General features: G+C 73.8%; 10 protein-coding genes and 5 tRNA genes. 7 read left to right on the top strand and 8 right to left on the bottom strand.

Annotation, left to right across the window (positions count from 1 at the left end; translation table 11 throughout):
* Positions 1 to 7 precede the first annotated feature (7 nt).
* On the bottom strand, positions 8 to 1000 hold the full coding sequence (locus tag MED15_RS23275; protein ID WP_112736930.1) for an NAD-dependent epimerase/dehydratase family protein: 993 nt from the start codon (positions 998 to 1000) through the stop codon (positions 8 to 10).
* A gap of 239 nt (positions 1001 to 1239) precedes the next feature.
* On the opposite strand from MED15_RS23275, the gene MED15_RS23270 reads away from it, so the two are divergent.
* From MED15_RS23270 to MED15_RS23255, 4 genes are read left to right on the top strand one after another with little or no spacing between them, the layout of a single operon-like run.
* Positions 1240 to 2172, top strand: coding sequence for an ABC transporter ATP-binding protein (locus MED15_RS23270; RefSeq protein ID WP_112732870.1), 933 nt, complete (start codon positions 1240 to 1242; stop codon positions 2170 to 2172).
* The gene (locus MED15_RS23265; RefSeq protein WP_112699428.1) at positions 2169 to 2891 is read left to right on the top strand and encodes an ABC transporter ATP-binding protein; all 723 of its coding nucleotides are present in this window, start codon (positions 2169 to 2171) and stop codon (positions 2889 to 2891) included. The genes MED15_RS23270 and MED15_RS23265 overlap by 4 nt, the downstream gene beginning before the upstream one ends.
* 7 nt (positions 2892 to 2898) lie before the next feature.
* On the top strand, positions 2899 to 6063 hold the full coding sequence (locus MED15_RS23260) for a permease (RefSeq protein ID WP_112736928.1): 3165 nt from the start codon (positions 2899 to 2901) through the stop codon (positions 6061 to 6063).
* Positions 6060 to 8819: an FtsX-like permease family protein gene (locus MED15_RS23255; RefSeq protein WP_112736926.1), complete on the top strand. Its 2760-nt coding sequence runs from the start codon at positions 6060 to 6062 to the stop codon at positions 8817 to 8819. Before MED15_RS23260 ends, MED15_RS23255 begins: the two co-directional genes overlap by 4 nt.
* Positions 8820 to 8903: 84 nt before the next feature.
* Here the strand turns inward: MED15_RS23255 and MED15_RS23250 are convergent.
* Positions 8904 to 8978 (bottom strand) — tRNA-Val (locus tag MED15_RS23250).
* 26 nt (positions 8979 to 9004) lie between these two features.
* Positions 9005 to 9077 (bottom strand) — tRNA-Gly (locus MED15_RS23245).
* A 147-nt stretch (positions 9078 to 9224) separates the two neighbouring features.
* Between MED15_RS23245 and MED15_RS23240 the strand changes: the two genes are divergently transcribed.
* Entirely contained in the window at positions 9225 to 9467 is a 243-nt protein-coding gene (locus tag MED15_RS23240; RefSeq protein WP_091400768.1) for a DUF6458 family protein, read from the top strand.
* Between the two features lie 167 nt (positions 9468 to 9634).
* Here the strand turns inward: MED15_RS23240 and MED15_RS23235 are convergent, their stop codons facing one another.
* Both MED15_RS23235 and MED15_RS23230 read right to left on the bottom strand, forming a co-directional pair.
* On the bottom strand, positions 9635 to 10591 hold the full coding sequence (locus tag MED15_RS23235) for an NADP-dependent oxidoreductase (RefSeq protein WP_112699425.1): 957 nt from the start codon (positions 10589 to 10591) through the stop codon (positions 9635 to 9637).
* Between the two features lie 46 nt (positions 10592 to 10637).
* A complete protein-coding gene (locus MED15_RS23230; RefSeq protein ID WP_112585044.1) occupies positions 10638 to 11219 on the bottom strand; it encodes a TetR/AcrR family transcriptional regulator in 582 nt (193 codons plus the stop codon).
* Positions 11220 to 11335: 116 nt separating this feature from the next.
* Here MED15_RS23230 and MED15_RS23225 point away from each other — a divergent pair, with 116 nt between their 5' ends.
* A complete protein-coding gene (locus tag MED15_RS23225; RefSeq protein WP_112736924.1) occupies positions 11336 to 12070 on the top strand; it encodes a GNAT family N-acetyltransferase in 735 nt (244 codons plus the stop codon).
* A 177-nt stretch (positions 12071 to 12247) separates the two neighbouring features.
* Entirely contained in the window at positions 12248 to 12721 is a 474-nt protein-coding gene (locus tag MED15_RS23220) for a winged helix-turn-helix domain-containing protein (RefSeq protein ID WP_112737011.1), read from the top strand.
* A 63-nt stretch (positions 12722 to 12784) separates the two neighbouring features.
* On the opposite strand, the gene MED15_RS23215 is transcribed toward MED15_RS23220, so the two are convergent.
* From MED15_RS23215 to MED15_RS23205, 3 genes are all read right to left on the bottom strand, one after another.
* A tRNA-Val gene (locus MED15_RS23215) sits at positions 12785 to 12859 on the bottom strand.
* A gap of 13 nt (positions 12860 to 12872) precedes the next feature.
* Positions 12873 to 12943 (bottom strand) — tRNA-Cys (locus MED15_RS23210).
* 34 nt (positions 12944 to 12977) lie between these two features.
* A tRNA-Gly gene (locus MED15_RS23205) sits at positions 12978 to 13050 on the bottom strand.
* Between the last annotated feature and the right edge of the window lie 179 nt (positions 13051 to 13229).

Here is a 13229-nt window from a genome sequence, read left to right as displayed (position 1 = left end):
GACACGGTCAGGCGGCGAGCACGGCGGCCTCCACGGTCGGGTCCAGCCCGATCGAGCTGCGCTGCGGTCGCCCGGCACGCGGCGGAACCGCACCGACCTCGCGCAGCCAGCGCCAGGTGTCGCCGACGGTCTCGGCCACCGGCCGGCAGGTCAACCCGGCAGCCAGCGCCCGGGTCACGTCCTGCTCCAGCAACCCCCGGTACGGATGCCCGCGCGGCAGCCAGATCGGCAGGTCGCTCCACGGCTGCACCCCGGCGGCGAGGATCGACGCCGGATCGGTCCACAGCAGCCGGGCGTCGGCGCCGGTGGCGGCCACGCACGCGTCGAGCAGCTCGCCCATCGTGGTCTGCGCCGGACGACCGACCGCGTTGAACGTGCCGCCCACCCGCCGGGTGCCCGCCTCCAGCATCCACCCCGCCAGGTCGCGGACGTCGACGTACTGCACCGGCAGGTCGGCCGGCGCGGGGGCGAGCACGTCCCCGCCCCGCTCGACGCGCCGTAGCCACCAGGGCAGCCGACCGATGTCCTCGCCCGGGCCCAGGATCAGGCCGGCCCGCGCGACCAGCGCACGCTGACCGAACACCTCCCGCACGGCGCGCTCGGCACCGGCCTTGAGCTGCGGGTAGTCGCCGTCGACGGAGCCCGGGTCGGCGGCCACCACCGGGGAGTCCTCATGCAACCCCGCCGCCGCATGGTCGGCGTAGACCGAGCCGCTGGACACGTACACGTAGTGGCCGACCGCGTCGACCAGGGCGCGGGCAGCGTCGCCGGCGGCCCGGGGCGCACCGTCCCAGGTGTCCACCGCGACGTCCCACTCGCCGCCGGCCAGCGCGGCCAGGCCGTCCGGCGCGGTGCGGTCACCCCGCAACCGGTGTACGCCGGACGGCACCGTGCCGTGCAGCCCTCGGTTGAACACCGTCACCGACCAGCCGCGGCGCACGGCCTCGGTGACAGTGGCCCCGCCCACGAAGCCCGTACCGCCCAGCACCAGCAGTCTCATGCGCTCCACAGTGCCGGCCCCGGCCGGCGAAGGGCACCCCTGTTCACCGGCAGCGGATCTGCCCGCGGCAGAACCCGGGTCCGGTGCTCGGGAGACACCGGTCGGGTCGTTCACATCGGCCCCTCGTCCACCATGCAGGAAAGCCGCCCAGGGCATGGTCAACGGAGCCGCCGATTGCGAAACTGCTTCAATCTGCGTCAGCACGGGCAATCGAGGCGCACAACCCGGACGGAGAAGGCGTGTCCAGCACACCGCTGTCCCTGCCGCAGCCATCCGCGCGGGCACCCGAGTTCGGCCGGGACGCGCTCATCGTCTGCGAAAACCTGGTGCGGATCTACCAGACCGGTTCGATCGAGGTACAGGCACTTCAGGGGCTGGACCTGGCCGTGGAGAGCGGTGAGCTGGTCGCCGTCGTCGGCGCCTCCGGATCGGGCAAGTCGACACTGCTCTCCATCCTGGCCGGCATCGACGCCCCCACCGCCGGGCGGGTCCGGGTCGACCGGTGGAACCTGCTGGCGATGTCCCGCGCGGACCGGGTGGACTACCGGCGGCACACCGTCGGGTTCGTACGGCAGCAGACGGCGAGCAACCTGATCCCCTACCTGACCGCACGGGAGATGGTGGACCTGCCGATGACGGCGGCCCGTACCGCGAAGAAGGAGCGCCGGGAGCGCGCGGCCGAGCTGCTGGACAGCCTCGGTGTCGCCGACTGCGCCGATCGCCGCCCCGGGCAACTCTCCGGAGGGCAGCAGATGCGGGTCGCCATCGCTGTGGCGCTGGCCAACCAGCCGCGGGTCCTGCTCGCCGACGAGCCGACCGGCGAGCTGGACGCCGCCACGTCCGCGGAGGTCTTCGGCGTGCTGCGCGACGTCAACCGGCGCTACGGCGTCACAGTCGTCGTGGTGACCCACGATCCGGAGGTCAGCGGCCAGGTGGAACGGACCGTCGCGATCCGGGACGGGCGCACCAGCAGCGAGGTGCTGCGCCGCACCACCACCGACGCGGAAGGCGACACGCACATGATCGCCGAGGAGTACGCCGTGATGGACCGGGCCGGGCGGGTCCAGGTGCCCCGCGAGTTCCGCCAGGCGCTGGCGCTGACCCGACGGGTCCGGCTGGCCCTGGAACCCGACCACATCACGATCCGCCCCGACTCGGGAAGCGGCGAGTGAGCAGTCAGCCGCTGCTGAGCGTGCGCGGCGTACACCGGCGCTTCCGCACCGGGCCGACCGTCGTACACGCCCTGAACGGCGTGTCGTTCGACGTGGCCGCCGGTTCGATGGTGGCGCTCGTCGGCCGGTCCGGCTCGGGCAAGACCACCCTGCTCAACGTCATCGGCGGCCTGGACCGCCCGGACGCCGGCACCGTGCACGTCGACGGCACCGACGTCACAGCGCTCGACGAGGATGGCCTGTCCCGGCTGCGGCGCGAGAAGGTGTCGTACGTCTTCCAGAGCTTCGGGTTGATCCCGGTGCTGTCGGCCGCGGAGAACGTCGCGGCACCTCTGCGGATGGCCCGCGTCGCCCCAGCCGAGCGCGAGCGGCGGGTCGAGTTGCTGCTGGAGCTGATCGGCCTGGCCGACCACGCCCGGCAACGGCCGGCCGAGCTGTCCGGCGGCCAGCAGCAGCGGGTGGCGATCGCCCGCGCGCTGGCCGCCTCGCCCCAGCTTCTGCTCGCCGACGAGCCCACCGGGCAACTGGACGCCGAGACCGGCCTGTCGGTGATGGCCCTGCTGCGCGGGATAGTGGAATCCGAAGGCGTCACCGTACTGGTGTCGACGCACGACGCGGTGATGATGGCCCTGGCCGACCGGGTGATCCGCATCCACGACGGACAGCTCGACGAACAGGCGGTCGGGCAGCCGTACGCTCCCGTGCCGGACGCCGGGTGACGCGACGATGAGGCTGGTCAGCCGGCGCGCCCGCGCGCAGTGGCCGTTGCTGGCAGCCCTGCTCGGGGTCGTCACGATCGGCGCGTCAGTGCTGGGTACCTGCACCCTGCTGACCACCCGCACCGCCGAGCGGGCGCTGGAGGTCGCCATGGCCCGCGCCGCCCCCGCCGCCGTCGACGTGACCGTCTACACCGGTACCGTCGAGGGCCCGGACACGCCGTCCGTCGCCGCCGACACCCGCACCGTGGTGGCCTCCACGCTCGCACCGTTCCCGGTGACGACAACCGCGCGGGCGTCGACGGTGCTGCGGGCGCTGCCGCCCGCACTCGCCGAGGGCACCACCGTCGGAGCTCAGGCGTACCTGTCGGGGCTGGACGACCTGCCGACCCGAAGCGAGCTGATCACCGGGCGCTGGCCACAGCACCCTGGCGACGCGGTGTTGCTGGAGTCCACCGCACAACTGCTCGGCCTCACCCCCGGTCACCGCGTACGCCTCGGCGCCGAGCTGGCCCACGCGCCCGTCCCGGCCATCGACGTGGTCGTCGTCGGTGTGGTACGCCCGCTGCCGGGGCGCGGCTGGGACCGCGACCCGCTGGCCGCGGCCGGCTCCGCCACCGGCTACCGGGACGGCCGCTTCCAGCAGCCGGTCAACGCCTACGGCCCGTTCCTCGTCGACCTCGCCGACCTGGTCACCACCGGTGCCACAGTCGACCGGCTGGAGGTCACCGCCCATCCTGACCTGTCCCAGAGCAAACGCCACGACCTGGAGACCGTGGCCGCAGCCGTCGACGGCGCCGACGGCCGGCTGGCGGGCACCCTCGGCGACCGCGTCCGGCTCGCACGTGTCGCCTCCGAACTGCCGCTGACCCTGCGGGCCGCCGACGACCAACGGCACGTCACCGCCGCCGTCGTGCTCGCCGTCGCCGTCCTCGGCGGTGTCCTGGCCGCGACGGCACTCGTCCTCGCCGGCCGGCTGACCACTGGCATCCGCGCCGACGAGACCGCCGTGCGGTCCGCCCTGGGCACCAGTCGTGGCCAACTCGCCGCCACCGCGACACTCGAGGCCGGACTCGTCGCCGCCGTCGCCGCCGCGCTCGCGATACCGGCCTCGTCTGCCCTGCACGCCGGCCTGACCCACCTGCCACCGCTGGACGGCGCCGGCCTGACCGTCCGGCCGGCCATCGCCGGTGCCCAGGTCCTCGCGGTCGTCGGCGGCGCGCTGGTGCTCGCCGCTGTCCTCATCGTCCTGGCGATCCGGCCCGTCCCGGCAGCCGGCGACCAGCGCACCCGCCGCGAGCTGCTGGCCCGATCCGGCGGCGACCTGATGCTCGCGGTGTTCGCCGCCGCCGGATGGTGGCAGCTGTACGCCCAGCCCACCGCCGCCAGCCCACGCGCCGACGCGGTCCGGGTGCTCGCGCCGACGCTACTGCTCACGGCAGGCGCCGCCCTGGCTCTCCGGGTGGTACTGCCCGCCCTTCGCGGCGCCGACCGGCTGGCGTACCGCGCCCACGGGCTGGCGCTTCCGCTGGCGGTCTCCGAGGCCGCCCGCCGGCCACAAGCGGTCGCCGCCGGGCTGCTCGTCGGGCTGGCCTGCGCGGCCGGAACCTTCGGCCTCGCCTTCGACGACACGTGGCACCAGTCGCAGCGCGACCAGGCTGCGCTCTCCGTCGGCACCGACCTGGCACTCACCCTCAGCACCGCGCCGGTGGCCGGCGACGGTGCCATCGTCAGCGCGGCCACCGCGGGGGCCGTGAGTCCGGCCCTCAACCGTGGCACCGCCGTCGGTCAATGGCTCGGCGGCGCCGGCGACGCGCCGCGCCTGGTCGCCGTCGACACCACCCGCGCGGACGCGCTGCTGCGCGGGCGGCTGGACAACGACAGCGGATGGGCGGACGTTGGTGCCACGCTGGCGCCACGCACCCGGGTCACCGGCCTCGCCGTTCCGGCTGGCGCCCCGCTCGTCCTGACCGGGACCACCGCCGGCGACACCCCGCTCGCCGTGACGCCCCGGCTGATGCTGCAGGACGCGACCGGCCTCCGCACGTCCTGCACCGGTCCCGCCGTACCGCTCGACGGCCAGCAGTTTCGGCTGCCCGCCTGCGCGACGGCTGACGGGCTGCGCCTCGTCGCGGTCGCCCTGCCGGTCACCGCCGACTCCGTCGGCGGACGCGTCGCCGTAGCCGTCACACTCACCGTGCCGCCCGCCGGGTCGGCGGAAACACCCACTGACGGATCGGACTGGACCGCCACGTCCGCGCCGCCCGTCCCGAGCAGGTTGAGCGACCCGACCGTCACGGTGTCCGCCACCCCGACGGGAACCACGCTGCGGATGGCCGCGACCGTCGACCTCGGCGGCGCCGAGGACGCCGCCCGGACCCTCGTCGCCACCGCCTTCCCGGACCCCGGCCCGGTGCCCGTGGCCGTCTCCGCCCGCTTCGCCGGCGAGGTCGGCGCCGAGAGCGGCAGCCGGCTCAGCGTCACTGTCGGCATCACGCCCGTCCCGGTCGTCGTCACCGAGGTCGTGCCGGCCGTACCGTCCGCCCCCGGCGCCGTCGCCGTCCTGGCCGACCTGGACACGCTGTCCCGCGCACGTGCCGTCACCGGCGACCTGACATTCCCGGTCGACGCCTGGTGGGTCGGCCACCCAGCCGGCCCCGGCGCCGGCGAGCGGGCCACCGCCCTGCACCTGGGCACCGTCGCGACCCGCGAGGCGGAGACCGCCCGCCTCACCAGCGGCCCGCTGCGCGCCGGGCTGCCGGCCGCGCTGCGCCTCATCGTCCCGGCCGCGGCCCTGCTGCTGCTCGCCGGCGTCGTCCTGCACGTCACCTGTGACCTCCAGGTCCGCGCCGTCGAGGTGACGCGGCTGCGCGGCCTGGGGATGTCCCGGCGCGGCATCCGGGCCGTGCTGCTCGGCCAGCACGCCGCCGTTCTGCTGCCCCTGCTCGCGGCGGGCGCCGTCGTCGGCGCGCTCGTCACCCGCGTCGCCGCTCCCCTGCTCGTGCGCTCCGAAACCGGCGCCGCGCCCGTCCCGGCCACCGAGGCACACTGGCCGTGGCCGGCCGAGGCCGCACTTCTCGCCGTACTGCTGGCCGGATGCATGCTGGCGGTCGCCGTAGTGGTCACCGTCCAGGTCCGCCGGGCCGACGCCGCACACCTGCGGGTGGCCCCGTGAACCGGTGGCTGACCCGCCGGTGGCCGGCGCTGCACTGGCCCAGCGTCCGCGGCCGTGGCCGTGCCGACGCCGGACCGCTGCTGCTCACCGCGGCCGTCATCGCGGCCGTCGCGCTGCTCGCCGGGGCCGCGCCGGTGCTGCTCCGCGCCGCCGCCGACAAGGCCGTCCAGGACACGGTCCGCCGAGCCGGCAACGACTCGAACGTCCTCGTACGCGCCAACTGGGAACGCGACGACGGGCCGACCGGCGGGAGGGTCAGGATGCCCAGCCTCGCCGAGGACCTCGACAACTTCCGGGCCCGGGCGACATCGGCGCTCGGGCCCGATCTGGACGCCGCGCTACTCCCGCCCCTCGCCGCTGTCAACGGCCCGATCCTCACCATCACCGACGGCAGCGTGCCGCGTACCTTCCAGTTCACCTACCTGGCCGGTGACCTCGGCGGCCCGGACGTGACCTGGGTCGCCGGAAGCCCGCCCGGCCCCGCCGTCTCCGACGAGTACGTCGAGACCCCCTACGACGGACCGCCCTGGCCGGTGCAGGTCGGCCTCTCCGAGGTGGACGCCGCCGCACTCGACCTCGGCCCCGGCGATCGAATCCCGGTCCGGGACGGCCAGGGGCGCGACAAGGACGTCCGGGTCAGCGGGATCTACCGACCCACGGACAGCGCCGACCCAGCCTGGCGGCTCGCCCCGGCGCTCCTGCGCCCCGTGCCCGGCGCCGACGGCGTGGGGACCACCCGGTTCGCCGGCCTGCTGTCGCGCGAGTCGTTACCGGACGCCCGGCTCGCCGTCGACGAGGATCAACTACGGCGCGCTGTCCACTTCGCACCCGTTCCCGACACGCTCACCTGGGACGGCACCGCGGCGCTCGCCAGCCAGGTGGTCAAGCTCAAGGCGACCTCCGGCTCGTCAGGCGACCGCGAGCAATCCCTGAAGTGGGAATCGCAGCTCGACATCGCGTTGCGCGACGCCCGTGCACGGAACAACGCCGCTTCCACACAGGCCGCCGTCCTGCTCGCCGGGGTACTGACCGCCACGGTGCTGGTCCTGCTGCTCGCCGCTGACCTGCTGGTCCGCCGCCGCACCCCGGTGCTGAGCGCCGCCCGGCAGCGTGGGGCGGCGCTACCCGACCTCGGTGCGGAACTGATCATCGAGTCCACAGTGGTGTCCCTGTCGGCCGCCGCCGTCGGGCTCGCGCTCGCGCGCGCCGCCGCTCCGGGCGTCTCCTGGACCTGGGCCGTTCCCGTGGTCCTGGCCGGCGCTCTCGCCGGGCCGGCGTTCGGCACCCTCGCCGCCGCCCGCGCCAGCCGGGACCGGCGCCAACCCGCCAACCCGGCCGCTCGGCGCTGGATCCGGGCCACCGGCCAGTTGCGCCGCGCCGCAGTGGAGGCCGCCGTCCTGATCGCCGCGGTCGCCGCCTTCGTCACACTGCACCAGCGCGGGCTCCTGCCCGTCGCCTCCGACAGCGCCACCGGTGAGCTGACCGGCGACCTCATCCTGCCGGTCAGCGCCCTCGCTCTGGGCGCGCTCGTCGGCGCGCTCGTCCTGCTCCGGCTCCTGCCCCTCGGGGCGCGGTTCGCGCTCCGACAGGCCCTGCGCTCACGCCGCCCGCTGGCCGTGTTCAGTGCCGCCCAGGCGGCCACAACGGCCGGGCGTGCGCTGCCGCTGCTGGTTCTGGTCAGCACCACGGCGCTCGCGTCGTTCGCGCTCATCCTCGGCGCCACCGCCACCCGGGGTGTGAGCGACGGCGCGTGGAGCACCGTCGGTGCCGACGCCCGCCTCGACGTCGGCGCCGACGCCGAGGCCGCCACGCCCGCACTCGCCGAGCGCATCGCCGCCGCACCAGGGGTGGAGCAGGTTGTCGTCGCGCAGGTGACCGACTCCGCACGCGTCTTCACCGAGTCGACGCTGCTCACCCCACGCCTGGTCATCGTGGACACCGCAGCGTTCCGGCGCCTGCTGGCCACCACTCCGCTGCCCGACGCGCCGGCGTTGGCCCGGCTCACGGCACCGGGTCCTGGCCCCGGGGAGGTCCCAGCGCTGGTCCGCTCGAGTGACGGCGATCTGCGCACCGGCACGCGACTGCAGCTACCTCGGGAAGACGCCCCGGCGATCCGACTCGCCGCCGTCGGTACCGCTCCCTCCGTCAGCGGCGTCAACAACGTCGTCATCGTGGACGCCGCGGCCCTCGCCGACGCCGGGCTGCCCGCCGTTCCGAACACCGTCTGGGTGACCGGCCCCGGCGCGGAGCGAGCCGTGTCGAACACCGGAGTCGCCTCCGACGTCGTGCTGCGTGCGGACGTCCTGCGGGCGCAGCGGGTGGCGCCGCTCACGGCAGGGCTGGTACGGCTGGCGTGGACGGCCGCCGGGGTGCTGCTGGCGCTGGGGTTGCTCGGCCTCGCGCTCGCCGCGGCCGCCGGTGCGTCGCAGCGGTGGCAGACCCTGACCCGGCTGCGGACCCTCGGCCTGCGGCCACGCGACGCCCGCTGGGTCGCCGCCGGAGAGCTGCTGCCGCCGGTAGTGGTCACCGCGGTGTACGGCCCGCTACTCGGGGCCCTGCTCGCACGTCTGACGCTCGGCCCGCTCGACCTGCGGCTGCTCACCGGCCAGGCCGCCGACCCGGCGGCGGTCCTGCCGTGGTGGCTGCTGGGCCTGGTGAGCGTGGCGCTGCTGGCGACGGCCGCCGCTGTCGTACCTGTCGAGTCGGCGCTGCGGCGACGCGACCGGCTGAGCGAGGTGCTCCGCGCCGGCGAGTGACCGATGGTCTCCCCGTGCGGGAAGCGGAAACGGCGAGACCCGTTACCGGATATCCGGTAACGGGTCATCTGATCCGCTTGTAGATGGTGGGCGATACTGGGTTTGAACCAGTGACCTCTTCCGTGTCAAGGAAGCGCGCTCCCACTGCGCCAATCGCCCGTGGTGGCCCCGTGGGGCACATCGCGAGCGGACGACGGGATTCGAACCCGCGACCCTCACCTTGGCAAGGTGATGCGCTACCAGCTGCGCTACGTCCGCACGTCCCCGGCAAGCGCCGGCGACAGGTGAACTCTACCCGATGCCAAGATCGCTTGGCACGGCACCCTGACCGGTCGCGGTTGCGCTGGTCCCGGCCGGGGTACTGAAGGGCTCGACAGCGCACCACACCCCCTTAAGGAGGCTGTCGTGGGTATCGGCACCAGCATCTTCCTGATCGCGCTCGGCGCGATCCTCACCTTCGCACTGGACGCGAGCGTCGGCGGCATCAACCTCGACGTGGTCGGCTGGATCCTGATGGGCGCCGGCGTGCTCGGCCTGATCATGACCACGCTGATCTGGGGTCGCCGCCGCCAGGTCGTCACCACCACCGAGCAGCCGGTGGAGTACCGCCAGGTCGAGGAGCGGCGGGACATCGCGCCGCCGCTGTGACCCGGGCCAGCTCCACCGCTGGCGGAGCCGCCAGACCACCGTGATTCCGGGCCGGCCGGCCGTCTCGTCGAAGGCGGCCGGCCCGTCGCACCGCGACCCAGCAGACGACGGGTAGGCACTGCCGCCGGTGAGTGGACCGCCATGCTCCGTTGGTGCCGGCGGCGGAATCAGAACTCGATGATCAACCGGCCGCGTACCCCTCCCGCTTCCAGGAGCTCATGCGCGCGGGCCGCCTCCTGCGGCGGGAACCGGCCGGCGACCCGCAACGTCAGCGCGCCCTCCTCGGCGAGCCGCCGAAGCAGGTCGAGCTTGTCGCGGCGCCCGTCGTACTCGTGCACGTACGCGGACACCATGTCGATCCTCCGCTGGTCGGCCTGCGCGCGCAGCACCGGATCGGGCCCGCCGCGCAGCAGCGCCACGGCACCACCCTCGCGCACCGCGGGCAGCAACGCGCCACCGAGCAACGCGGTGTCGACGGCGGCGTCCACCCCGTCCGGGGCATGCTCCCGGAAGCGGTCGGCGACACCCGGACCTCGGGTCACCGTCACGTCGGCGCCGAGCGCGGCGACCAGGTCGGCGTCACCCGGCGCCGCGTCGGCAAACACCCGGTGACCGGCGGCCTTGGCGAGCTGTACCGCGTACCCGCCGACGGCACCGGCCGCGCCGGTCACCGCGAGGGTACTGCCGGGCGACAGCCGCAACTGGTCCAGGGCGTGCAGGGCGGTCAACCCGTTCAACGGCAGAGTGGCCGCCTCGGCGAGTGACACGCCCGCCGGAGCGGGCACCACCCAGGCCTCCGGGAGCACTACCCATTCGGCGTACCCGCCGCCGGCCGCCCGGGTCGGGTTGATCATGGCCATCACCGGGTCACCCGGGGCGAGTACGCCACTGGTGCCGGAGCCCACCTCGTCGATCGTGCCGGCGATGTCCTGGCCGGGCAGCAGCGGGTCGCTGCCGCGCAGTCGCACCGGCGTCATACCGGCGCGGATCAGCGTGTCCGCGGGGTTGACCGCCGCGGCGCGCACCCGGATGCGGACCTCGCCCGGGCCGGCGTGCGGCGTCGGAATCTCGACCACCCGCAGCACCTCGGGCCCGCCGTAGCGCAGCAGTCCGACCGCTCTCATGCTCGACTCCTCATTCGGGTAACCGGCCGCCCGCCGTGTCCGGCGGTCAGTTCAGGCAGGTGAGCGCGACCTCGGCGTACCGCGTCAGCGCCGCCCGGTCCGGGTTGATGGCACCCATCACCCGCAGACCCTGAAGGCTGGTGACCAGGAAGCCGGCCAGGTCGGTGGCGCTGCGGTCGGTGGTGATCTGACCCCGCAACTGCGCCTCGGCGAGCAGGTCGTACAGCGCCAACTCCAGAGACTGGGTGGTCGAGCGAAGCCGCTCGGCGACCCGCACATCCTGGTGCGCCCGTTCCATCGACGCCCCGACGATGAGGCAGGAGAGGTGCCGGCCGTCGCCGGTGATGTCGTCCACCGTGCCGATGAACACCTCACGGATGACCGCCCGCGCGTCGTTGCCCGAGCGCAGCAGATCGACCATCGGTGTGGCGTAGCGCTGCCGGTACAGGTCGAGCACCGCCAGGTAGAGGCCGTCCTTGCTGCCGAACGCCGCGTAGATCGAGCCGCTGCCCAGGCCGGTCGCCTCGGAGAGGTCCCGCATGGAGGTCCCCTCGTAGCCCTTGCTCCGGAACACGTCCATGGCAGCGTCGACCGCGGCGTCGAGGTCGAACTCACGGGTGCGGGCCATGGCTGAACGCTACCCGCTATCTGGAACGATCGACAAAGTACCGCCGGTCACAGGCACCGATCCGAGCCGTTTCCGCTGGCCGAGAGGCGGGCGGACCCCGCGTTACGATCCAGATCATGGAGCCTCTCGACACGGTGCTGGCCGCGCACCGGGCGTACCTGCTCGGCTGGAACATCGGTGCCGCCGGGGGGCCGGACCTCCCGACCTACCGCAGTGACGTGCCGCACGCACCCCTCAACGGCGTGCTGCGGGTGGTCGGGCGCACACCACAGGACGCGCTCACCGAGGCCCGGAAGCGCCTGCACGGCGTACCCCGGATCTGGTGGGTCGGCCCGGACAGCGACGCCGGCACCGCGGACGGCCTGATCTCCCTCGGCACGGTGGAGGTCGCCCGCATGCCGATCATGACGGTGGGGATCGGGGCGGTGGCCGAGGTGCCGACTCCCGCCGGCGTGCAGATCGCCGAGACCACCGACCTCGCCACGTTCGTCCCGGCCTATGCCCGGGTGTCCGGAATCCCGACGGACGGTGTGGCGGCGACGATCGAACGGGAGAAGGCGTTCACCGGCGACGGCACCGTGCTCCGGCTGGCCGGCCGCCTCGATGACGGCCGGATCGTCGCGACGGCCGTCGCCTGGATCAGCCACGATCTGGTCACCCTCTACTTCGTCGGCACCCAGCCGGAGCAGCGCCGCAGGGGCATCGGCGCGGCCATGACCAGGGCTGCTATCGAGCTGGCTGGCGAGCGGGGCGTCCGCACCGCCGCCCTCACCTCGTCGGCGGTCGGCGAGTCGGTCTACTGCGGCCTCGGCTTCCGGCCGGTGGGCGAGTTCCGCCTGTTGACCTTCTGAGAGCGATCGCCCGACCCGGCGAGCCCGAGTGGATCACGGGGTGGCCGCCCGCCGGAAACCATTGACTACGGGGTTCAGACAGCGTTGTCTTTTACTGGCGCCTGGGGAGGTACGACAGTGATCGACGATGTGTCCCTCGTGTTCTGCGTGACCGCCGACGTGTCGGTGCGCGAGCGGATGGTGCGGCGCCTGGACGGACTCGGCACCCTGGTGATCTGCACCGACCTCGCGGAGTTGCAGGCGATGATCGCCGGGCCGGTCATCAGCGGGCCGGCGCGGCTCCCCACCCCCACCACCGCGTCCGCCCCCGCTCCGGCCGCTGCCGCAGCCGCTCCAGCCGTCGGCCTGGCCGGCCGGATCAGCCTCGGTGACCTCACCATCGACCCGCTCGACCATCGGGTGACGTGGCGCGGAGAACCACTGGCCCTGACCCGGCTCGAGCGGAACCTGCTCACCCAACTCGCCACCGCACCGGTCGGAGTCTGGACGTACCAGAGGCTCTTCGAATCGGTCTGGGGCTGCGCGTTCCTCGGCGACACGTCGGTCCTGCACTCGGCCGTGAAGCGGTTACGTCGCAAACTGCACGCCGTCGACGATGCCCTGCGCGTGCACACCGTGCGGGGCATCGGCTACCGGCTCAGCGTCGACTGATGACGTGGCACCACAAGCGAAACGGCTCGTCACCGGGTCTTCCGGTAACGAGCCGTTCTCCTCTGGTGGGCGATACTGGGTTTGAACCAGTGACCTCTTCCGTGTCAAGGAAGCGCGCTCCCACTGCGCCAATCGCCCGTGCTTGTTGCCGAGGTGGGGACGGGATTTGAACCCGCGTACACGGCTTTGCAGGCCGTTGCCTCGCCTCTCGGCCACCCCACCGAGGTTGCCCCCGTCATACGTGGCGGCAGCTCCGAGCGGACGACGGGATTCGAACCCGCGACCCTCACCTTGGCAAGGTGATGCGCTACCAGCTGCGCTACGTCCGCACGCCCCCGGACGTTCCCGGGTGACGGATGAGAACTTTAGCCGAGTGGGTGTTTGACTGCCAACTCGGGGTCGCCTCGGCGCGTCCCGGGCGGCCGGGGCTGGAGCGGAGTCACCCCCGGCAGGCTTCCTAGGGGGCTGATCCGGTTTCTGGATCCAGCACGGACCGTCACACTCCGAC

This window comes from Micromonospora noduli (assembly GCF_003264475.1).
Taxonomy (GTDB): domain Bacteria; phylum Actinomycetota; class Actinomycetes; order Mycobacteriales; family Micromonosporaceae; genus Micromonospora; species Micromonospora noduli.
The sequence above is the reverse complement of the archived record's forward strand: the minus strand, read 5'-3'. Positions and strand labels throughout refer to the sequence as shown.

Excerpts from the sequence above, each read along its gene's own strand:
- MED15_RS23275 (WP_112736930.1), bottom strand. The coding sequence starts at position 1,000 with ATGAGACTGCTGGTGCTGGGCGGTACGGGCTTCGTGGGCGGGGCCACT.
- MED15_RS23260 (WP_112736928.1), top strand. The coding sequence starts at position 2,899 with ATGAGGCTGGTCAGCCGGCGCGCCCGCGCGCAGTGGCCGTTGCTGGCA.
- MED15_RS23235 (WP_112699425.1), bottom strand. The coding sequence starts at position 10,591 with ATGAGAGCGGTCGGACTGCTGCGCTACGGCGGGCCCGAGGTGCTGCGG.
- MED15_RS23230 (WP_112585044.1), bottom strand. The coding sequence starts at position 11,219 with ATGGCCCGCACCCGTGAGTTCGACCTCGACGCCGCGGTCGACGCTGCC.
- MED15_RS23225 (WP_112736924.1), top strand. The coding sequence starts at position 11,336 with ATGGAGCCTCTCGACACGGTGCTGGCCGCGCACCGGGCGTACCTGCTC.
- MED15_RS23220 (WP_112737011.1), top strand. The coding sequence starts at position 12,248 with ATGGTGCGGCGCCTGGACGGACTCGGCACCCTGGTGATCTGCACCGAC.